The organism is Pseudomonas sp. B21-036 (assembly GCF_024748925.1).
Lineage (GTDB): Bacteria > Pseudomonadota > Gammaproteobacteria > Pseudomonadales > Pseudomonadaceae > Aquipseudomonas > Aquipseudomonas palmensis.
This window is the reverse complement of the sequence record NZ_CP087178.1, coordinates 501470-522930: the sequence shown is the minus strand read 5'-3', so window position 1 is coordinate 522930 and position 21461 is coordinate 501470. Positions and strand designations below refer to the sequence as shown.

Genomic DNA, 21461 nt, shown 5'->3' with positions numbered 1-21461 from the left:
TCAAGCCCGCTCCCACAAGGATCGATGAGGCCCTTGTGGGAGCGGGCTTGACCCGCGATACAAACGACACTATCTCAGGCCCTGAACTGCCCCAGGCTGGCCTTCAACTGCGCCGCCAGGTCATCCAGCACCTTGCTGCTGGCCGTGGTCTGCATCACCACCTGCGCTGCACGCTCGGCCTGGGCATGAATCGTCTCGACCCGCCCACGCACCGCCTGCGCCCCCTGCGCCTGCTGCTCGGCCGCCCGGGTGGCCAGGCCGATCGCCGCATGCACCTGCTCCACCGACACCTGCACCGACTGCTGCAGGCGCGCGTTGTCCTTGAGCACGGTCAAGCCTTCGCTGGCCTGACGCCCGGCCTGGCTGATGGCTGCCACCGCCTCTCGCGCGCCCTGCTGCAAGGCACCGATGTGCGCCTGGATATCGCCGGTCGAGCTCTGGGTCTTGCTCGCCAGCGCCCGCACTTCGTCGGCCACCACGGCAAACCCGCGCCCGGTCTCGCCAGCCCGCGCCGCCTCGATGGCGGCATTGAGCGCCAGCAGGTTGGTCTGCTCGGCAATCCCGTGGATCACCTCCAGCACCACCTCAATCTGCTGGCTCTGCTCGGCCAGCCGCTCGATCACCTTGGAGCCCGCCCCCACCTGCCCGGCCAACGCTTCGATCAGCTTGGCCACCTGGGCCGAGGTACGGCTGTTCTCGTCGGTGGCCTGGCGAATGTCCACCACCTGCTGCAACGCTGCCTGCATGGCCTGGCTTTCGGCCTGGGCTTCATCGGCCATGCTCGACAGGGCACGCAGGCTCTCGGCCACTTCATCGCGCTGCGAAGCGGCCGCCGCATCGGCGCCCGCGTTGTTCTGCGCCATGGTGCCGATCTCGACCCCGGTGCGCTGCGCCACCTCGCCCGCTTCGCGCACGATGGGCTGCAGCTTGTCGACGAACTGGTTGACCGCTGCAGCCATGTCGCCGATCTCGTCTCGGCTGTCGATCGGCACGCGCTTGGTCAGGTCGCCGTCGCCGGCCGCCAGGTCGTTGAGCGCGGCAATCAGCAGGCGCAACTTGCTCAGCACGCGCCGGCCGAGTACCACGGCCACCACCAGCAATACGCCGAAGCCCACCGCCACCAGCCCCAGGCCGATGTTCCAGCGCAGGGTCGCCGCTGCTTGCTGCACGGTCTGCGAGGTGTTGGCCTGCATCGCCGCGGCACTGGCCTGGGCCGCCTGCAGGCGGGCGCTCAGGGCCTTGTTGCTGTCGGCCGCAGCGCCCACCAGGCTGTCGCCGACCAACTGGTCGCCGCTGGCGATCAGGGCCGAGAACCGCGCGTCCAGCGCCTTGAGCTCGTTGTCGACCGACGCCGTGGAGACGCCCATCACCACCTTGCCGATCTCGGTGCCGTTGGGGTTGATCGAGGCTTCGATCATGTACACCGCCGGGTCGTTGCGCGCCGCATCCAGCACCTTGTCGAGCGCCCGTTCGCCCAGGCCCTTTTCCATCAGGGCCTGGTTGATCGGGTTCTGCCGGTTCAGGTAGCGGGTCAGGTGCTGGCCCTGGGCGTCGTCGTAGACCACGAAGAGCACGTTGGCATTGCGCTGGGCGCGCCGGGAAAACTCCGACAGTGCCGGTATGTCGTCATCCCAGATGGCCCGCGGCGCAACCGATGCCAGCAGTTCGGCCATGTGATTGGCCGACTCCTTGAGGCTTTTTTCGAGGGTGACGCGCAGTTGCGCCTGCTCCTCCTGAAGGCGTGCGGATAGCCCGGCGGACAAACGCTGGCGGGTACTGGCCGAAAGGCTGTCCAGGCCCGAGCTGAGCTCACGCCCGGCCTGTTCCAGTTCACCCGACAGTTTCTGGCTGTCTGCACCCAGGCGATTACCCAGATCGGCCTCCAGCGCAGTCACCGTGCTCCGCGTCAGCGCGACCGCAACCAGCACCTGCACCAAAAGAGCGATACCCAACGCAACAAAGACAGGCCGCAACAGGCGGCTTCGTAACAATGAGAGAACGGCCGACACACAAGAACCCTCCGTATCGCGGGGCCATTATAGTGATGGCACCTTATAGGACGATTCTTACAGCAAAGGCCGTGCCGGGCAGCAGGCATACCGGTCAAATTCATAGCCAGGGCTGACCTTTATGACCCTTTCACCAACTGGCCAAAAAAAACGCCGCTGGCCCGGAGGGACAGCGGCGTTCTTTACTGCCTACAGCGAATCAGGCAAACGGATGGCGCAGCACGATGGTCTCGTTGCGGTCCGGGCCGGTGGAGACGATGTCGATCGGCGCACCGATCAGTTCTTCCACACGCTTGATGTAGGCACGGGCGTTGGCCGGCAGTTCTTCCAGGGTCTTGGCGCCCACGGTCGACTCGCTCCAGCCCGGCACTTCTTCGTACACAGGCTGCAGGCCCACGTAGCTGTCGGCGTCGGTAGGGGCAACGTCCTTGCCCTCTGCGTCCTTGTAGCCGACGCAGATGTTGATGGTTTCCAGGCCATCGAGCACGTCCAGCTTGGTCAGGCAGATGCCCGAGATGCTGTTCACGTCGATGGCGCGACGCAGGATGACGGCGTCGAACCAGCCGCAACGACGGGCACGACCGGTGGTTGCGCCAAATTCGTGGCCCTGCTTGGCCAGGTGCGCACCAACGTCGTCAAACAGCTCGGTCGGGAACGGGCCCGAACCCACGCGGGTGGTGTAGGCCTTGGTGATGCCCAGAATGTAGTCCAGGAACATCGGACCAACGCCCGAACCGGTCGCAACGCCACCGGCGGTGGTGTTGGAGCTGGTCACGTAGGGGTAGGTACCGTGGTCGATGTCCAGCAGCGAACCCTGGGCACCTTCGAACATGATGTCCTTGCCGGCGCGACGCAGGTCGTGCAGCTCGGCAGTCACGTCCAGCATCAGCGGCTTGAGCAGTTCGGCGTATTCCTTGCACTCGGCCAGGGTCTTTTCGAACTCGATGGCCGGCTCTTTGTAGTAACCCACCAGCATGAAGTTGTGGTAGTCCACCAGCTCGCGCAGCTTGTCTTCGAAGCGTGGCATGTTGAGCAGGTCGCCCACACGCAGGCCACGACGCGCAACCTTGTCTTCGTAGGCCGGGCCGATGCCGCGACCGGTGGTGCCGATCTTCAGCTCGCCACGGGCCTTTTCACGGGCCTGGTCCAGGGCCACGTGGAAGGACAGGATCAGCGGGCAGGACGGGCTGATGCGCAGGCGCTCGCGCACCGGTACGCCCTTCTCTTCCAGCTTGGTGATCTCGCGCAGCAGGGCGTCGGGAGCAACCACCACACCGTTGCCGATCAAGCACTGCACGCCTTCGCGCAGCACGCCCGAAGGGATCAGGTGCAGCACGGTCTTCTCACCGTCGATCACCAGGGTGTGGCCGGCGTTGTGGCCACCCTGGTAGCGCACTACGGCGGCAGCATGTTCGGTCAGCAGATCGACGATCTTGCCTTTGCCCTCATCACCCCACTGGGTGCCCAGGACTACGACATTCTTACCCATAACACTTGTCCTCATTCGCGCAAACTTGGCGCCGGCTCGTGCCGGCGTGGAATCTCAAATGGCCAGCGGCAGAACCTGCCAAAGCCCGTTTTGCTGAATCAATTGCCGATCGCAATCCGCCTCGACGGCGGCGGTCAGCGGCTGCCCAGGCAAGGCCTGAACCACCCGCTGGCCCTCACTGCGCAATTGGCAGACCAACTGCCAAAGTGCTGCATCGCTGCTGTCGGGCATCCAGATCCCGCCAGACGGCAACACCACCTCGGCTCGCCCCAGTGTGACCAGGGTCTTCAAATCCGTGGAGAAACCGGTAGCCGGGCGTGCCCGGCCAAAGTCCGCTCCGATGTCGTCATAGCGACCGCCCTGGGCGATCGACTGGCCGACGCCTGGCACGAAGGCGGCAAACACCACACCGGTGTGGTAGTGGTAGCCGCGCAACTCGCCCAGGTCGAAATACAGCGGCAGCTCGGGGTAACGCGTGGCGAGGCGCTCGGCGATCGCCATCAGGTCATCCAGCGCCGCCAGCACTGCGGCCGGGGCACGGCCCAGGCGCACACGTGCCTGCTCGAGCACTTCGCGCCCACCGCACAGCTCGGTCAGCGAACGCAGCATGCCGGCCAGGTCAGCCGGCAGCGTGGCGGTCAGCTCGATCACTTCGTCGATGGCCTTGCGCTGCAGGGCGTCGAACAACTGCTGCTCGACCGCGCCCGACAGGCCGGCCGCACGGGCCAGGCCGCGGTAGATACCGACATGCCCGAGGTCCATGTGCACATCCGGCACGTCGGCCAGTTGCAGCATGGCCAGCATCAGGCTGATGACCTCGACGTCGCTGACCGGGCTGGCATCGCCGTACAGCTCGGCGCCCAGCTGAATCGGGCTGCGCGAGGTCGACAGAGCACGTGGCAAGGCGTGCAGCACGCTGCCGGCATAACACAGGCGGCTCGGCCCTTCACGGCGCAGGGTGTGCGCGTCGATGCGCGCCACCTGTGGCGTGATGTCGGCCCGAAAGCCCATCTGCCGCCCGGATTGCGGGTCGATGACCTTGAAGGTGCGCAGATCCAGGTCCTGGCCGGCACCGGTGAGCAGCGATTCCAGGTACTCGATATGCGGGGTCACGACAAACTCGTAACCCCAGCTCTGGAACAGGTCCAACACCTGACGACGCGCGATCTCGATGCGCGCCGCCTCAGGTGGCAGTACTTCTTCGATGCCATCTGGCAGCAGCCAGCGGTCTACCGTTGCCATTACGCCATTTCCCCTATGGTCCGGGCGGCCTGCCCGCGGGCGAGCCTTGAGTGAAGCAGCTATCGGCACACAATGACGGGCAGCGCTGATTCCAGCGAAACCGCAGTACCGATACCCTCGTAAAACCTGAAGTGCGCCACAAGCCCGGGCCCGATAAAGGCCAATCGATCTTGCAGACGCAAAAAAGCCGGGAATTTCCCGGCTGCCGCATCATACACCCGTTTTCTCGCGGGAGGCACCCCGCCCGACGTTTTAGCCGCCGGGCGGGGTGTGCATGCTTACGGTTTGGTCTTGCCCATGAAGCGGAAGAACTCGCTGCTCGGGTCCAGCACCAGCACGTCGCTCTTGTCGGCGAAGCTCTCGCGGTAGGCCTTCAGGCTGCGATAGAACGCGTAGAACTCCTGGTCCTGGCCATAGGCCTTGGCGTAGATGGCTGCTGCCTGGGCATCACCATCACCACGGGTTTCTTCCGACTCGCGATAGGCTTCGGCCAGCAACACGCGGCGTTGACGATCGGCGTCGGCACGGATGCCTTCGGCCAGCTCGTTACCCTTGGCGCGGTGCTCGCGAGCTTCACGCTCACGCTCGGTGCTCATGCGTTCGAACACGCTGCGGTTCACTTCCTTGGGCAGGTCGATGGCCTTGACGCGAACGTCGACCACTTCGATGCCCAGCTCCTTGCTGGCCATGCGGTTCAGCGAAGCGGTGATGTCAGCCATCAGCGCGTCACGTTCACCGGATACCACCTCATGCAGGGTGCGCTTGCCGAACTGGTCGCGCAGGCCGCTTTCCAGACGGCGCGACAGACGTTCGTCGGCGATCTGCTTGAGGCCCGAAGTCGCGGTGTAGAAACGCTCGGCGTCCTGCACGCGCCACTTGGCGTAGGCATCGACCATCACCGCTTTCTTCTCCAGGGTCAGGAACCGCTGGGTCGGTGCGTCAAGGGTCATCAGCCGCGCGTCGAACTTGCGCACCTGGTTGACGTAGGGAACCTTCACATGCAGGCCAGGCTGCACATCGGCCTGTACCACACGGCCGAATTGCAGCAGCACGGCGCGTTCGGTCTGGGCCACGATGTAGAAGCTGTTCCAGGCGACGATCGCCAGCACCACGGCGACGATCACGGCGATCAGGGATTTATTGCTCATCAGCGGCTCTCCCTGGAGCGCGTCTCGCGCTGTTGCTGTTGCAGGTCTGCGGCGGCACGGTTGGCGGCGTCATTGGCCGACGGCGTGACGCTGGTGACCGGGGTGCTGCCACTGCGGCGGCTGTCGATCATCTTGTCCAGCGGCAGGTAGAGCAGGTTGCTCTGACCGTCCTTGCCGGATACCAGGACCTTGCTGGTGTTGCTATACACTTCCTGCATGGTGTCCAGGTACAGACGCTGACGGGTCACCTCTGGAGCCTTGCGGTACTCGGCGACCAGCTTGGTGAAGCGGTCGGCCTCACCCTTGGCACGCGAGACCACTTCATCGCGGTAGCCGTTGGCATCCTCGATGATGCGCTGCGCCTGACCACGGGCTTCCGGCACCACGCCATTGGCGTAGGACTCGGCCTGGTTGCGCGCACGCTGCTCGTCTTCACGGGCACGGATCACGTCGTCGAAGGCTTCCTGCACTTCACGCGGGGCTGCCGCGCTCTGCACGTTGACCTGGGTCACGGTGATACCGGTGCGGTAGGTGTCGAGGAAGCGTTGCAGACGCTCCTTGATTTCCACGGCCATCTGCTCACGACCTTCGGTCAGCACCTTGTCCATCGAGGTGGAACCCACCACGTGGCGCAGGGCACTGTCGGTCGCGTGCTGCAGGCTGACTTCAGGCTGATCGACGTTCAGCACGAAATCCTGCAGGTTGGTGATCTTGTACTGCACGGTCAGCGGCACTTCGACGATGTTCTCGTCTTCGGTCAGCATCTGGCCCTGCTTGGTATAAGCACGCTCGCGGGTGACGTTCTCCATGTACTTGCGATCGATCGGCGGGAAGTAGATGTTCAGGCCCGGCCCTACGGTTTCGTAGTATTTGCCGAAGCGCAGCACCACGGCCTGCTCCTGTTCGTCCACCACGTACACGGCGCTGTACAGCCATATGGCCGCCAGTACGGCCAGGCCGATACCCAGCAGACCGAAACCGGCACCCTTGCCGGAGCCGCTGTCGCCGCCCCGTTTCTTGCCACTGCCGAACATGCCGTTCAGGCTATCCTGCAGCTTGCGGAAGGCCTCGTCGAGATCCGGTGGTCCCTTCTTGTCGCCGCCACCACGGCGCCCACCCCAAGGATCCTGATTGTTCGAGTTGCCACCCGGCTCATTCCAAGCCATAGCGCTCTCCATCTGATAAAGCAAAGACGCGCCCACGGCGCGCCGTCCAATGCTACAGAATGCCTGTCACGGCTGCCCGACCGCGAGGTCGGGCTTGTATTGCAAAGTGTGTTGCTCGATGAACTCCAGCGGTTTCATCCCCTCGCGGCTTACCAGGCGATTGAACTCGACCCGGGACAAGCGTACCGCCAGCAGGGTGTTGCCGTCTTCGTCATGGTCTTCGCTCTGCACCGCCCCCAGGTCGAAGAACAGCGCGCGCAACCGCGCGAAACGCTGTTCCAGGCGCAGGGTACCGATGAACAGGTCATCCCCCAGCAGTTCTGCAATCGCCTGCCCCACCAGCTCCAGGCCACGACCGTCACGGGCCGATACCCATACCCGCTGCGGCTTGCCGTCGGCATCGCGCTGGATCTGCGGCTCGACCCCTTCGAGCAGGTCGAGTTTGTTATACACCTCGAGGATCGGCAAGCCTTCGGCACCGATCTCGCCGAGCACCGCCATGACCTGCTCGATCTGCTCCATGCGCTCCGGCTCATGGGCGTCGATCACGTGCAGCAGCAGGTCGGAGTTGCTCGACTCTTCGAGCGTAGCCCGAAATGCCTCGACCAGCTTGTGCGGCAGGTGACGGATGAAGCCCACGGTGTCGGCCAGCACCACCGGCCCGACGTCATCCAGCTCGAGCCGACGCAGGGTCGGGTCGAGGGTGGCGAACAGCTGGTCGGCCGCATACACCTCGGACTGGGTCAGCGCATTGAACAGGGTGGACTTGCCGGCGTTGGTGTACCCCACCAGCGACACCGAGGGGATATCCGCGCGCTTGCGCCCGCGCCGTGCCTGCTCGCGCTGGCTGCGCACCTTCTCCAGGCGGCCCTTGATCTGGCGCAGGCGTATGCGCAGCAGGCGCCGGTCGGTTTCGAGCTGGGTTTCACCCGGCCCGCGCAGACCAATACCGCCCTTCTGCCGCTCGAGGTGAGTCCAACCGCGCACCAGGCGCGTGCTCATGTGCTCGAGCTGGGCCAGTTCGACCTGCAGCTTGCCTTCGTGGGTACGTGCCCGCTGGGCGAAGATGTCGAGAATAAGACCCGTGCGGTCAAGCACGCGACACTCGAAGACACGTTCGAGGTTACGTTCCTGACTGGGCGTGAGGGTGTGATTGAAAATGACCAAATCGGCCTGTTCGGCTTTGACCAGGTCGCGAAATTCCTCGACCTTGCCGCTGCCAATCAGGAACTTGGCGGTAGGCTGGTGTCGCGCCACATTGGCGAACGCGACAATATCGGCACCGGCCGACAGGGCCAGCTCGCGGAACTCCTGCGGGTCTTCGCGCGCCTCAGGGCTCTGACCTTCCAAGTGAACGAGGATTGCCCGTTCACCACCACCGTGGCGCTCAAAGAACAAAGCAGACTCCTATCAGGCGTTACCTGGCTCAGCGTCGCCCTGTTCGGCGTCGGCTGCGCTTGGCAGACGAATCGGACGAACCGGCACCACTGTCGAGATCGCGTGCTTGTAGACCATCTGGCTGACGGTGTTCTTCAGCAGAATCACGAACTGGTCGAACGACTCGATCGTGCCCTGCAGCTTGATGCCGTTGACCAGATAGATCGAAACGCCGACCTTCTCTTTTCTCAAAGTATTCAAGTAAGGGTCTTGTAGCGAATGCCCTTTCGACATATGCCGCACTCCTGTAAGGATCAATAGTAAAAAATCAAAGAAATATGATGGCTCAGGCCGCCCCACCCCCAAGAGTAGACGGCAATTGCAGGGACTCAGCCCAATATGGAGACCGATCCCAGGTATTTCAAGGTGCGTGGCAGATTGTCGCAAGCCAGGCTGTCCAACCAGTGCAGATCGGCCCAACTGCGCAACCAGGTAAACTGCCGCTTCGCCAATTGGCGAGTGGCAATGATGCCGCGCTCCTGCATTTCAGCTGCACTCAACTTGCCATCAAGGTGATCCCAGACCTGGCGATAACCGACTGCCCGTATAGACGGCAGCCCTGCATGCAAGTCACTTCTGGCACGCAGTGATCGGACCTCGTCGACGAAGCCCTGTTCCAGCATTTGCCCAAATCGTAGCGCAATTCGCTCGTGCAGCACCTTTCGATCCTGCGGGGCGATTGCCAGGCTGGCGACAGTATAGGGCAATTGTTCCTGGCCCGAAGCGCCTGCGACGCTACTTTGCGCCGATTGACGCTCGCGATGTGACGTCATCGTCATGCCGCTGACCCGGTACACCTCCAGCGCCCGTACCAACCGCTGCGGATCGTTGGGGTGGATGCGCGCCGCTGATTCGGGGTCGACCGCCGCCAGCTGGGCGTGCAAGGCCTGCCAGCCCAGCTGTGCAGCCTCGGCTTCAAGCTCGGCACGCACCTGCGCATCGGCCGCAGGCATATCGGCCAGGCCTTCGAGCAGCGCCTTGAAATACAGCATGGTGCCGCCCACCAGCAGCGGGATATTGCCGCGCGCGGTGATCTCGGCCATGGCCTGCAGCGCATCGCGGCGAAAATCGGCTGCCGAATAGCTCTGGGCCGGGTCGAGGATGTCGATCAGCCGGTGCGGGTGCTCGGCCAGCAGCGCCTTGGACGGCTTGGCGGTGCCGATGTCCATGCCGCGGTAGACCAGCGCCGAATCGACGCTGATCAGCTCGCACGGCAGCACCTTGGTCAGCTCGATGGCAAGGTCGGTCTTGCCGGCGGCGGTGGGGCCCATCAGGAAGATGGCCGGGGGATTGCGAACTGCCATATCAGCGACCGCGCAGGAACAGTTTGTCCAGATCGTCCAGGCCCATCTGGGTCCAGGTCGGTCGGCCATGGTTGCATTGACCGCTGCGCTCGGTGTTTTCCATGTCGCGCAGCAGGCCGTTCATTTCCGGCAGGGCCAGGCGCCGGTTGGCGCGAATCGCGCCATGACAGGCCATGGTACCGAGCAGCTCGTTCAGGTGTGCCTGGATACGGTCGCTGGTGCCGTATTCCATCAGGTCGGCCAACACGTCCTGCACCAGGCGATTGGCCTCGGCCTGCTTGAGCAACGCAGGGATCTGCCGGATCGCCAGGCTTTCCGGGCCCAGGCGCTGCAGTTCGAAGCCCAGGCGCTGGAACCACGCCGCGTGTTCTTCGGCGCAATCGGCCTCGCGCTGGCTCAGGGCCAGAGACTCGGGCACCAGCAGCGGCTGGCCGCTCAGGCCCTCGCTGGCCATGGCCACCTTGAGCCGCTCGTACATGATCCGCTCGTGGGCCGCATGCATGTCCACCAGCACCAGGCCCTGGGCGTTCTCGGCAAGAATATAGATGCCCTTGAGCTGCGCCAGCGCATAGCCCAGCGGCGGAATATCGCCCTGGCCCTGAGGCAGGTTGGCCGGCTCGCTGCCGGGCAGCGGGGCGAAGAATTCGCGATACACCCCCTGGGCCTCGGCCGCGGGCAATGCCTGGGCCGGACGCGGGGTGTACTGGTACTGGTAGCCGGCGCCCGAGCCACTGCCCGCGGCGCTACCTGCCGTGTTCAGCATCGGCTGCGCCGGGGGCTGTTCGAGCAGGTTGGCGGCCAGGCGCATCTCGCCCTGGGGGCCGAACTCGCCGGCCTGCAGGCCACTGGGGCGCTCCACCTCGGGGGCAGCGGCTGCGCCCGGCTGGTGATCCTGCGGGCGCACATCGGCCAGCGCCCGGTGCAGGGTGCCGTACAGGAAGTCGTGCACCATGCGCCCGTCACGAAAGCGCACCTCGTGCTTGGTGGGGTGCACGTTCACGTCCACGCCGGTGGGGTCGACCTCCAGAAACAGCACGAAGGTCGGGTGCCGGCCATTGAACAGCACGTCGCGGTAGGCCTGGCGCACCGCGTGGGCGACCAGCTTGTCGCGCACGGCACGGCCGTTGACGAAGAAATACTGCAGGTCGGCTTGGCTGCGCGAGAAGGTCGGCAGGCCGACCCAACCCCACAGATGCAGGCCGTTGCGCTCCACCTCGATCGGCAGCGCCTGCTCCAGAAAGCCCGGGCCGCAGATCGAGGCCACGCGCCGTGCGCGGGCCGTGTCGTCATGGGCTTCATGCAGGCTGAGGACGCTCTTGCCGTTGTGGCGCAAATGGAAGGCCACGTCGAAGCGCGCCAGCGCCAGGCGCCGGATGACTTCCTGCAGATGGTCGAATTCGGTTTTTTCGGTCTTGAGGAACTTGCGCCGGGCCGGGGTATTGAAGAACAGGTCGCGCACCTCGACCGAGGTACCCACCGGATGCGCTGCCGGCTGCACCCGCGGGGACATGTCGCGGCCTTCGGTTTCAACCTGCCAGGCCTGGTCGGCGTCGCGGGTGCGCGAGGTCAGGGTCAGGCGCGCGACCGAGCTGATCGACGCCAGTGCCTCGCCGCGAAAGCCCAGGCTCATTACCCGCTCGAGGTCTTCCAGGTCGCGGATCTTGCTGGTGGCGTGCCGCGCCAGGGACAACGGCAGGTCGTCGGCAGCGATACCGCTGCCATCATCGCGCACCCGCAGCAGCTTGACCCCGCCCTGCTCCACCTCGACGTCGATGCGCCGGGCGCCGGAGTCGAGGCTGTTTTCCAGCAGCTCCTTGATCACCGAGGCCGGGCGTTCGACCACCTCGCCTGCGGCGATCTGGTTGGCAAGCCGCGGGCTGAGCAGCTCGATGCGAGCGCCGCTGCTCATGGCTGGCCAGCCAGCGTGGTGGCCGGTACGTCGAGGTTCTGGCCAACCTTCAGCTCATCGGTTTTCAGGCCGTTGGTGCTGCGCAGGCTGGCCACGCTGACCTGGTAGCGCACGGCGATCATGGCCAGGGTCTCGCCCGGACGCACGGTGTGCTCGCGCGGGCCCTGGGCGATCTTGCCGCTGTCACGCAGGAAGGCGATGTAGGTGCCCGGCGGCGGGTTCTGCTGGAAGAACTGGCGCACGCCACTGTGGATCGAGCGCGCCAGGGCCTGCTGATGGCTGGCAGTGGCCAGCTTGGAGGCCTCGTTGGCGTTGGAGATGAACCCGGTTTCCACCAGGATCGACGGGATGTCCGGCGACTTGAGCACCATGAACCCGGCCTGTTCCACGCGGCGCTTGTGCAGCGGCGTGACCCGGCCGATATTGCCCAGCACCTTCTGTCCCACGTTGAGGCTGGAGCTGAGCGAGGCGGTCATCGACAGGTCGAGCAGCACGCCCGCAAGCATGCGGTCCTTGTCGTCGAGGCTGACGTTGCCGGCACCACCGATCAGGTCGGAGCGGTTTTCGCTGTCGGCCAGCCAGCGCGCCGTCTCGGACGTGGCGCCACGGTCGGACAGGGCGAACACCGAGGCACCGAAGGCCGCCTTGGACGGCGCGGCGTCGGCGTGGATCGAGATGAACAGGTCGGCGCCCTTCTTGCGCGCAATCTCGGTACGCTTGCGCAGCGGGATGAAGTAGTCGCCGGTACGCGTCAGCTCGGCGCGAAAGCCCTTCTCGCTGTTGATCTGGCGCTGCAGTTCCTTGGCGATGGCCAGCACGATGTCTTTCTCATGCTGGCCACGCGAGCCGGACGCACCCGGGTCTTCGCCGCCGTGACCGGCGTCGATGGCGATCACGATGTCACGCTTGCCGCTGGGCACCGGGGTCAACTTGATCGCCGGCTGCGTCGGGGTCACCGGCACGGCCGGCGTGGTGGCCACCGACGGGGTCGGGGTGGGTGGCGTGGCGTCGGATTCCTGATCGAACAGGTCGACCACCAGACGGTTGCCGTACTGGGCGTTGGGCGCCAGGGTGAAGCTTTTGGGCGTCACCGACTTTTTCAGGTCGATGACCACGCGAAGGTCGGTAGGGGTGCGCTGCGCCGAGCGCACGCTGGTGATCGGGGTATTGGAGGTGGACACGTTCAAAGGCGCACCCAGGGTTGCGCCATTGATGTCGATCACCAGGCGATCCGGGGCCGTCAGGGTGAACACACTGTGCTGCACCGGGCCGGACAGGTCGAACACCAGGCGTGTGTTGTCCGGCGCACGCCATAAACGGACACTCTTGACTTGCGTGATCGCGAAGGCATCGACGGTTACTGCCGCCAGCAGCAGTCCTACAACGCCAAACAGTGCGCGAAAGCGCATACCTATCCCCATTTTCTAATTGATTTCCAAGGCCAGAGCGGCACACCAGGCTTCACCGCGAGAGCCCTGCGGCAACAGGTTCAGCGAACGCCCGTCCGCCTGGGGGCTTATGGTAATGGTCAGGTCGGGCTTTGGCAAAATGCCCGCCCCCTTCTGGGGCCACTCGAACAGGCACAGGGCGTCGTCTTCGAAGTAGTCGCGAATGCCCATGAACTCCAGCTCCTCCGGATCGACCAGGCGATACAGGTCGAAATGGAAGGCACGAATGTCGCCAATCTCGTAGGGCTCAACCACGGTGAAGGTAGGACTTTTCACCGCGCCGGTGTGTCCCAGACCACGGATGATGCCCCGTGACAGGGTGGTCTTGCCGGCCCCCAGGTCACCCTCGAGGAAAATCACGCCGTGACCCTTGGTCACCTGGGCGATACGGGCACCGAACTCACACATGGCCGCTTCGTCGGCCATAAACAGGGTTACACCTGACACGCTGAATGCTCCTCCAGAACTTGACGAATGACCGGTATCAGGTCGCTGGCCGCCAGCCCGCGACCTTGTACGCCCAGGCGCTCGCCGGCACAGGCGTGCAGCCACACCCCCAGGCAGGCGGCGTCCCAGGCCGGCATGCCCTGGGCCAGCAGCGCACCCAGCACGCCGCTGAGCACATCGCCCAGGCCGGCACCGGCCATGGTCGGGTGACCGCGCTGGCACAGTGCCAATTGCCCGGCCGGGTCGGCCACCAGCGTGCCGGCGCCTTTAAGCACACACACCGCCGCGTACTTGCGCGCCAGCTTGAGCGCCGCCCAGGAGCGATCGGCCTGCACCGCTTCGGTGGAAATCCCCAGCAGGCGCGCCGCCTCCCCCGGATGCGGAGTAATGATGCTGCCCGCCGCCAGCGGCAAGGGTGCTTGCGCCAGCAGGTTCAGCGCATCGGCATCCCACACCTGGGCGTGCCTGGCCGGCACCACCGCCGAGAGCAGGCTGCGCCCCCAGGCGGCCTGCCCCAGTCCGGGTCCGACCACCAGTACGGTGGCGCGTTCAATCGACGCCATCAACTGGTTGGCCGAATACACGCCCAGGCTCATCACCTCGGGCAGGCGGGCCAGCGCGGCGGGCAGTTGCTCGCTGCGGGTGGCCAGTGACACCAGGCCGGCGCCGCAGCGCAGCGCCGCCTCGGCACTGAGCAGCACCGCACCGCCCGTGCCACGGTCGCCACCAACCACCAGCACATGGCCGAAGTCGCCCTTGTGTGCGGCATTCGAGCGCGGCGCGAGGCTCGCCAGGGTGACGCTGGTGAGCACCAATGGCTGATTTGCAGGGTGTTTGGTCTGAGGCATGCGTCGTTCGGCTCCGATGTCTGGCAGAATTATACGCACCTGAGTCATCGTTGCCCTATTTCGCATGTCTGCTTCCCCCCTCGATCTACTCGCCCTCGCCCAATCGATCAAGGATTGGGGCCGTGAACTGGGCTTTGCGCACGTCGGCATTGCCGGTGTGGAGCTGGGCCAACACGAAAAACACCTGGAACGCTGGCTGGCCGAGGGCTATCACGGCGAGATGGAGTACATGGGCGCCCATGGCAGCAAACGCTCGCACCCCGACGAGCTGGTGCCGGGCACCTTGCGCGTGGTGTCGCTGCGCATGGACTACCTGCCGGGCGACACGCAGATGGCGCAGATGCTCGCCCAGCCCGAAAAGGCCTACATCTCGCGCTATGCGCTGGGGCGCGACTACCACAAGCTGGTCCGCAAGCGCGTACAGCACCTGGCCGAGCGCATCCAGAAAGACATCGGGCCGTTCGGCTTCCGCGCCTTCGTCGACAGCGCGCCGGTGCTGGAAAAGGCCATCGCCGAACAGGCCGGGCTGGGCTGGATCGGCAAGAACACCTTGTTGCTCAACCGCAAGGCGGGCAGCTACTTCTTCCTCAGCGAGCTGTTCGTCGACCTGCCGCTACCGGTGGACGAGGCACAGGCCACCGAGCATTGCGGGCGGTGCAGTGCATGCCTGGACATCTGCCCCACCCAGGCCTTCGTGGGGCCGTATGTGCTGGATGCGCGGCGCTGCATTTCGTACCTGACCATCGAACTGAAGAGCGCGATCCCCGAAGAGCTGCGGCCGCTGATCGGCAACCGGGTGTTCGGCTGTGACGATTGCCAGATCGTGTGCCCGTGGAACCGCTTTGCCCGGCCCACCGGCGAAGCGGATTTCAAGCCGCGCCACGGGCTGGACAATGCCGGGCTGGCGGAGCTGTTCATGTGGGATGAAGAGACGTTTCTGGCCAGCACCGAAGGCTCGCCGCTGCGCCGGGCGGGGTATGAGCGCTGGTTGCGCAACCTGGCGGTGGGGCTGGGCAATGCGCCCTCGACCATACCGGTGCTGGAGGCGCTCCAGGCGCGGCGGGAGTATCCGTCGGAGCTGGTGAGGGAGCATGTGGAGTGGGCGCTGCGTCAGCATCAGGCACGCCTCTAGGCAGGCGGTGCGGCCTTCGCCGGCAAGGCCGGCTCCTACACAGGCCGGTACCGTCTGTAGGAGCCAGCCTTGCTGGCGAACAGGCCCTCAATGCTCGTCGTTGTACTGGAACTTGGGCATTTCCCAGCGAAACCGTATCGCCAGCAGCCTGAGCAGCAACCCGCCAAACAGCGTCAGCAGAATCGCCTGCTCCCCCGGCACCTTGAAGTACACGCACCCCAGGTAGAACCACGCCGCCAGAAACGACACGCTGGCATACAGCTCACGCCGGAAGATCAGCGGAATGTCGTTGCAGAAGATATCCCGCAGGATGCCGCCAAACACGCCGGTGATCACCCCGCTGATCGACGCCACCAGCATGCCCTGGCCCATTTCCAGCGCGGTCATGCAGCCAATCAGGGTGAACGCCACCAGCCCCAGCGCATCGAGCACCAGAAACAGCGAACGCAGGTGGCGCATCAGCGGCGCGATGAAAATGGTGATCAAGGCCGCCACGCTGGTCAGCACCAGGTACTCCGGGTGCTTCACCCAGGTCAGCGGGTAGTGGCCCAGCAGCACGTCGCGCACCGAGCCTCCGCCCAAGGCCGTGACGCAGGCGATCAGCACCACGCCGAACCAGTCCATGCCGCGCCGCCCGGCCGACAGCGCCCCGGTCATGGCTTCGGCGGTAATGGCGATCAAATAGAGCATCAACAGCATGATGGCGCAGGTCCGTGCAAAGAGGCGCGCAGTCTACCCAGTTGCCCCAGGCACCAAAAGGGGGCGCGCCAACGATTGTTGGCGCAGTGCGGGTCAGAACTTGATGAAGTGCTCGCGGTAGTGGCGCAGCTCGGCGATGGATTCGCGAATATCGTCCAGCGCCAGGTGCGTGCCACCCTTCTTGAAGCTGTCGCGCACCTCGGGAGCCCAGCGTGCGGCCAGCTCCTTGAGGGTGGACACGTCCAGGTTGCGGTAGTGGAAGAAATTCTCCAGCTCGCGCATGTGGCGGTACAGGAAGCGACGGTCCTGGCAGATGCTGTTGCCGCAGATCGGCGACTTGCCCTTGGGCACCCACTGCTCCAGGAAGCGGATCGTCTCGGCCTCGGCCTCGGCCATGCTCACCTTGCTCTCGCGCACGCGCTGGGTCAGGCCGGAGTTGCCGTGGGTACGGGTGTTCCACTCGTCCATGCGCGCCAGCACCTCGTCACTGTGGTGGATGGCGATCACCGGGCCTTCGGCCAGGGTGTTCAGGTCACTGTCGGTGACGATGGTGGCCATCTCGATGATGACGTCGCTGTCCGGATCCAGGCCGGTCATTTCCAGATCGATCCAGATCAGGTTCTGTGGGTTCTGCATGATTCTGCTCCTCGGTAGGCGCGCAGTTTAGCCTAGTGGAGCGTGCTAGACTCGACGCCGTTGCACCCTCACATGCTTTGCTTGACGAAACGAGACCTACATGGCCAAACGCCAGCTCAATCGCCGCCAGAACTGGCGCATCGAAAAAATCCAGGGTGAGCGCGCCGCCCGCGCTGCCAAACGCGAACAGCACACGCTGGACACCCTCGAAGGCGGCGACCTGGGGCCTGAACAACTGGGCCTGGTGATTGCACACTTCGGCGTGCAGGTGGAAGTCGAAGCACAGGACGGCGACGTGGCCGGCCAGGTGTTTCGTTGCCACCTGCGCGCCAACCTGCCGGCGCTGGTCACTGGTGACAAGGTGGTATGGCGCGCCGGCAACCAGGGTATCGGCGTGATCGTGGCGCAGATGCCGCGCAGCACCGAGCTGTGCCGCCCCGACAGCCGTGGCCAGCTCAAGCCGGTGGCGGCCAACGTCGACCTGATCGTGATCGTGTTCGCCCCGGCCCCCGAGCCGCATGCCAACCTGATCGACCGTTACCTGGTGGCCGCCGAGCATGCCGGTATCCGCCCACTGCTGCTGCTGAACAAGGCCGACCTGATCGACGAGCAGAACGCCCCGGCGCTGAATGCGCTGCTGGCGGTGTACCGTCAGCTGGGTTACCCGCTGCTGGAAGTGTCGGCGCACCATGGCGACGGCATGCAGCAGTTGCAGACCTTGCTCGATGGGCACATCAGCGTGTTCGTCGGCCAGTCCGGGGTGGGCAAGTCGTCGCTGGTCAACAGCCTGCTGCCCGATGTCGACACCCGCGTAGGCGAGCTGTCGGAGTGGTCGGGCCAGGGCCAGCACACCACCACCACCGCGCGGCTGTACCACTTCCCGGGTGGCGGTGAGCTGATCGACTCGCCGGGCATTCGCGAGTTCGGCCTGGGGCACGTGAGCCGGGCGGACGTGGAGGCCGGCTTCATCGAGTTCAACGACCTGATCGGCACCTGCCGCTTCCGCGACTGCAAGCACGACCGCGAGCCGGGCTGTGCGCTGCTCAAGGCGCTGGAAGACGGGCGCGTGCAGCAGCAGCGCATGAACAGCTATCGCTCGATCATTGCCAGCCTGCCGCAGGACAGCTACTGACGGTCATGGCGCAGGCGTTTGTTCGATGAACATCGCGTGCGCCACATCCTCGACCAGGGCCTTGGACATGCCGCTCAGGTAATGTGCCGCCCAGACAAGCGTGCCATCCGGCTCGATGCCGGCTTGCAAGGTGAGCTTGTAGGCGCAACTGAGCAGCAGGGCCGATTGTTCCAGGGCGAAGTCGGCGTTGTGGCCGGCTTGCACGCGAAACAGGCGCTCGGCGCTCGGGCCACCCTCGCCTTCGCCGAAAGTGCCGACGCCTAGTGTCTTGAAGACTGAGCTGTTTTCCATCTGTTATCTCCCGACGACTTTCTTAATTGGCTCTACGGGCGTCTTCGCCGGCAAGGCCGGCTCCTACAGGTACTGCGAGCCTTTGTAGGAGCCGGCCTTGCCGGCGAACGAGCGCGCAGCGCTCGCGATCAGTGCACGAGAGGATGTCTTCGAGGGGCAGATTGGCGTATTGGGGTGGATCGGGGACGATTTTCAACATGGGACCTCCGGTGGTGGAGTCGCCTACATCTGCTGTCAAACAAATGGGTGGCAACTGTACGCGGGTTGACAGACCGATCACCGGGACTCGGCGCACACGAATGTGCCCCACGCACAGTCGCCATAAAGGCTGCGCATGCCCACGATAAATACGGCCTGTCAAAACCGGTCGTTGAACACCAACGACGCGACGCAGACTAGAGCGCTACCGTGACCACCGCAATGGCGGGAAAGCGGCAAAAGTATGATTGGGAAGGGGCCTACATGGAATAGGGAAATTCCGAAGATTCGCCTTACGCGGACACCTGTAGGAGCCGGCCTTGCCGGCGAAGGCGTCAGTTGTCGCAACACATTTGTAGGCCTTTTCACCCAGGCATGTAGTCCACCTCCTGATTCAATCCCACGCCTTGCACCACGCGTCGTAATCATCAAAGGTATCCCGCACCAGATTTGCGCCCACCAGGGACCTCCGGATGCCAGTCTCACTCCTCTACTGCCGCAACGACCTGGCCGCCGCCATGGCCATCGGCGAGCACCTGCGCCTCGAGGGCCTCGCCACCTGCCTGGAGGCCATCGACCCCCAGGCCGACGATGCCTGCACCCTCACCACCCTCATCAGCCGCAGCCTGCACGGCTGCACCCACCTGATCGTGCTGGTGTCGGGCAACACCTGCGGCGCCTGGTGGGTGCCCTTCGCCCTGGGCGCCGCAGCGCTGGCCGACCGACGGGTCGCCACGTTCCAGCTGGGCGAGCCGGCCAGCCCCACCTACCTGGGCGAACTGCCGGCCATGGCGCAAGCCGCCGACCTGGACCTGTTCGTCAGCGCTTACCGCCTGGAACACACCCTTGGCCGCGCCCTCAACCTGCCCACGCAGGCCGCACCCGGCGACAATCGCTGCAATGCCCAGCACTTCCAGGCCGAGCTCAAGGCCAGCATCGGTCGCGGCTACTGAAATGCCGAACCCCACACAGCACAACGCCCGCACGGATCACTCCATGCGGGCGTTGTCGGCTGCCGGCTCACTGCGACTTGTTGGGCTCGTCCATCTTCAACACGCCATCCTCGAAGATGTTCAGCTTCTCGCGCAGTTCACGCGGCTGCATCGGCTCGGGCTCGGGCGTCGGTGCCGCAGCGCCCGGCGCAGGTGCCGCGCCCGGCTGGGCTGCGTCCGGCGGCGTCGGCGAGGTCTGTTCGCCCTCGATAGTGCGCTGGGCCTTCTTGGTCAGCACGATGATGTCGATACGACGGTTCACCGGGTTGAGCGGGTTCTCGCGGTCGAACAGCGACGACGATGCATACCCCACCACCCGCGCCACCTGGGCATCCGGATAGCCACCGGCCACCAGCGCCCGACGCGCCGCGTTGGCACGGTTGGCCGACAGCTCCCAGTTGCCGTAATCACCGGTGCCGGCGTAGGGCTTGGCATCGGTGTGGCCGCTGATGCTGATCTTGTTCGGCACCGCCTTGATGGTGTCGGCCATCGCCAGCAGGATGTCCTCGAAGTACGGCTGCAGGCGCGCACTGCCCAGGTCGAACATAGGCCGGTTCTCGGCGTCCATGATCTGGATGCGCAGGCCGTCCTGGGTGATCTCGAACAGGATCTGGTCCTTGAACTTCTGCAGTTGCGGGTTTTCTTCGACCTTGTTCTGCAGCTCCTGCAGCACCAGGTTCAAGCGGTCTTTCTCGACCTGCTCGGCCATGCTCTCAACCGCGTCCTTGTCCAGCTGGATGCTGGTGTCAGGCGTCGGCTCGGACTGCACTTCAGGGTTGATGGTCTTTTCCGGGGCCAGCTCTGGCGAGCCGCCCAGGTCGATGATGTACGGGGTGCCGCTCTCGGAGAACCCGATCGGGTCCTTGAAGTAGCCGGCAATCGCGATCTTCTGCTCGGGCGTGGCGGTGGACAGCAGCCACAGCACAAGGAAGAACGCCATCATCGCCGTGGCGAAGTCGGCGAACGCGATTTTCCAGGCGCCGCCGTGATGGCCGCCGCCGAAGCGCTTTACGCGCTTGATGATGATCGGCTGATTGTTTTCCATGGATCAGCGACCGCGAACTGCTTGTTCCAGCTCGGCAAAGCTTGGACGGTGCTTGGGGAACAGCACCTTGCGACCGAACTCCACCGCCAGCGATGGCGGCATGCCGGAGGCCGACGCCACCAGTGCGGCCTTGATCGCCTCGTACACGTTGACCTCTTCCTTGGCGTCGTGGGCCAGGGAGGTGGCCAGCGGGCCGAAGAAGCCGTAGGCCGCCAGAATACCGAAGAAGGTACCCACCAGCGCCGCACCCACGTGCAGGCCGATGGACTTCTGGTCGCCTTCGCCCAGCGAGGCCATGGTCACCACGATACCCAGTACCGCCGCCACGATACCGAAGCCTGGCATGCCGTCGGCGATGCCGGTCACCGCATGGGACGGGTGGTCGAGCTCTTCCTTCATGCTCAGCAGTTCCATGTCGAACAGGCCTTCGAGCTCGTGCGGGGCCATGTTGCCGGTGGACATGATGCGCAGGTAGTCGCAGATGTAAGCGGTCATGCGCTCATCCTTGAGTACCGCCGGGTACTTGGCGAAGATCGGGCTGGCCGCGGCGTCTTCGATATCGCCCTCGATCGCCATCATGCCTTCGCGCCGGCTCTTGTTGAGGATCTCGTAGATCAGCCCCAGCACTTCTATATAGAAGGTGTGCGAGAAGCGCGAGCCGAACATGCTCAGCGACTTCTTGATCACGTGCATGGTCATGTAGCCGGGGTTGGCCTGCAGGAACGCACCAAAGGCGGCACCGCCGATGATCAGCACTTCGAAAGGCTGAATCAGGGCCGCGATCTTGCCGTGAGAAAGAACGTATCCGCCAAGCACGCTCGCGAATACGACAATGATGCCGATAATTTTAGCCATAGATTGGAAGCACTTACTGTCGTGGTCAGGGTCG

At 64.8% G+C, this 21461-nt stretch carries 20 protein-coding genes; 3 read left to right on the top strand and 17 right to left on the bottom strand.

Features of this window, described 5'->3' with window-relative positions:
- Positions 1–74: 74 nt before the first annotated feature.
- The 12 genes from LOY33_RS02365 to LOY33_RS02310 all read right to left on the bottom strand — a co-directional run bounded on the left by LOY33_RS02365 (position 75) and on the right by LOY33_RS02310 (position 14447).
- Positions 75–2009: a methyl-accepting chemotaxis protein gene (locus tag LOY33_RS02365; RefSeq protein WP_258661068.1), complete on the bottom strand. Its 1935-nt coding sequence runs from the start codon at positions 2007–2009 to the stop codon at positions 75–77.
- 199 nt (positions 2010–2208) lie between these two features.
- Positions 2209–3498 carry an adenylosuccinate synthase gene (locus LOY33_RS02360; protein ID WP_058541589.1) on the bottom strand — a complete coding sequence of 430 codons (1290 nt, stop codon included), beginning with the start codon at positions 3496–3498 and terminating at the stop codon, positions 2209–2211.
- Positions 3499–3552: 54 nt separating this feature from the next.
- The gene (locus tag LOY33_RS02355; RefSeq protein WP_043863531.1) at positions 3553–4740 is read right to left on the bottom strand and encodes an ATP phosphoribosyltransferase regulatory subunit; all 1188 of its coding nucleotides are present in this window, start codon (positions 4738–4740) and stop codon (positions 3553–3555) included.
- Positions 4741–5018: 278 nt separating this feature from the next.
- Positions 5019–5888 (bottom strand): protease modulator HflC, encoded by an 870-nt coding sequence (gene hflC / locus LOY33_RS02350; RefSeq protein WP_043863532.1) that lies wholly within the window; start codon positions 5886–5888, stop codon positions 5019–5021.
- Positions 5888–7054: an FtsH protease activity modulator HflK gene (gene hflK / locus LOY33_RS02345; protein ID WP_043863533.1), complete on the bottom strand. Its 1167-nt coding sequence runs from the start codon at positions 7052–7054 to the stop codon at positions 5888–5890. The genes hflC and hflK overlap by 1 nt, the downstream gene beginning before the upstream one ends.
- 66 nt (positions 7055–7120) lie before the next feature.
- Positions 7121–8452, bottom strand: coding sequence for a ribosome rescue GTPase HflX (gene hflX / locus LOY33_RS02340; RefSeq protein WP_043863534.1), 1332 nt, complete (start codon positions 8450–8452; stop codon positions 7121–7123).
- 12 nt (positions 8453–8464) lie between these two features.
- Entirely contained in the window at positions 8465–8725 is a 261-nt protein-coding gene (hfq, locus tag LOY33_RS02335; RefSeq protein ID WP_043863535.1) for an RNA chaperone Hfq, read from the bottom strand.
- Between the two features lie 95 nt (positions 8726–8820).
- Positions 8821–9795: a tRNA (adenosine(37)-N6)-dimethylallyltransferase MiaA gene (gene miaA / locus LOY33_RS02330; protein WP_043863536.1), complete on the bottom strand. Its 975-nt coding sequence runs from the start codon at positions 9793–9795 to the stop codon at positions 8821–8823.
- A gap of 1 nt (position 9796) precedes the next feature.
- On the bottom strand, positions 9797–11704 hold the full coding sequence (mutL, locus tag LOY33_RS02325) for a DNA mismatch repair endonuclease MutL (RefSeq protein WP_043863537.1): 1908 nt from the start codon (positions 11702–11704) through the stop codon (positions 9797–9799).
- Positions 11701–13125: an N-acetylmuramoyl-L-alanine amidase gene (locus tag LOY33_RS02320; RefSeq protein WP_196932996.1), complete on the bottom strand. Its 1425-nt coding sequence runs from the start codon at positions 13123–13125 to the stop codon at positions 11701–11703. Before LOY33_RS02320 ends, mutL begins: the two co-directional genes overlap by 4 nt.
- Positions 13126–13128: 3 nt before the next feature.
- A complete protein-coding gene (tsaE, locus tag LOY33_RS02315; RefSeq protein ID WP_054916175.1) occupies positions 13129–13599 on the bottom strand; it encodes a tRNA (adenosine(37)-N6)-threonylcarbamoyltransferase complex ATPase subunit type 1 TsaE in 471 nt (156 codons plus the stop codon).
- Positions 13587–14447 (bottom strand): NAD(P)H-hydrate dehydratase, encoded by an 861-nt coding sequence (locus LOY33_RS02310; protein ID WP_258661047.1) that lies wholly within the window; start codon positions 14445–14447, stop codon positions 13587–13589. Before LOY33_RS02310 ends, tsaE begins: the two co-directional genes overlap by 13 nt.
- 64 nt (positions 14448–14511) lie before the next feature.
- Between LOY33_RS02310 and queG the strand changes: the two genes are divergently transcribed.
- Complete coding sequence (queG, locus tag LOY33_RS02305; RefSeq protein WP_258661037.1) at positions 14512–15579, top strand: tRNA epoxyqueuosine(34) reductase QueG; 1068 nt, start codon at positions 14512–14514, stop codon at positions 15577–15579.
- 87 nt (positions 15580–15666) lie between these two features.
- Here the strand turns inward: queG and LOY33_RS02300 are convergent, their stop codons facing one another.
- Both LOY33_RS02300 and orn read right to left on the bottom strand, forming a co-directional pair.
- The gene (locus LOY33_RS02300; protein ID WP_173925102.1) at positions 15667–16281 is read right to left on the bottom strand and encodes a trimeric intracellular cation channel family protein; all 615 of its coding nucleotides are present in this window, start codon (positions 16279–16281) and stop codon (positions 15667–15669) included.
- A 90-nt stretch (positions 16282–16371) separates the two neighbouring features.
- Entirely contained in the window at positions 16372–16914 is a 543-nt protein-coding gene (orn, locus tag LOY33_RS02295; RefSeq protein WP_043863543.1) for an oligoribonuclease, read from the bottom strand.
- 100 nt (positions 16915–17014) lie between these two features.
- Between orn and rsgA the strand changes: the two genes are divergently transcribed.
- Positions 17015–18046 carry a small ribosomal subunit biogenesis GTPase RsgA gene (gene rsgA, locus LOY33_RS02290; protein WP_043863544.1) on the top strand — a complete coding sequence of 344 codons (1032 nt, stop codon included), beginning with the start codon at positions 17015–17017 and terminating at the stop codon, positions 18044–18046.
- A gap of 3 nt (positions 18047–18049) precedes the next feature.
- Here the strand turns inward: rsgA and LOY33_RS02285 are convergent, their stop codons facing one another.
- A complete protein-coding gene (locus tag LOY33_RS02285; protein WP_058541598.1) occupies positions 18050–18337 on the bottom strand; it encodes a DUF3077 domain-containing protein in 288 nt (95 codons plus the stop codon).
- 671 nt (positions 18338–19008) lie between these two features.
- Between LOY33_RS02285 and LOY33_RS02280 the strand changes: the two genes are divergently transcribed.
- A complete protein-coding gene (locus LOY33_RS02280; RefSeq protein ID WP_054916177.1) occupies positions 19009–19488 on the top strand; it encodes a toll/interleukin-1 receptor domain-containing protein in 480 nt (159 codons plus the stop codon).
- Positions 19489–19555: 67 nt separating this feature from the next.
- Here LOY33_RS02280 and motB read toward each other — a convergent pair whose 3' ends face one another.
- Entirely contained in the window at positions 19556–20572 is a 1017-nt protein-coding gene (motB, locus tag LOY33_RS02275; RefSeq protein ID WP_229589719.1) for a flagellar motor protein MotB, read from the bottom strand.
- A gap of 3 nt (positions 20573–20575) precedes the next feature.
- The gene (motA, locus tag LOY33_RS02270) at positions 20576–21427 is read right to left on the bottom strand and encodes a flagellar motor stator protein MotA (RefSeq protein WP_043863548.1); all 852 of its coding nucleotides are present in this window, start codon (positions 21425–21427) and stop codon (positions 20576–20578) included.
- Positions 21428–21461 lie beyond the last annotated feature (34 nt).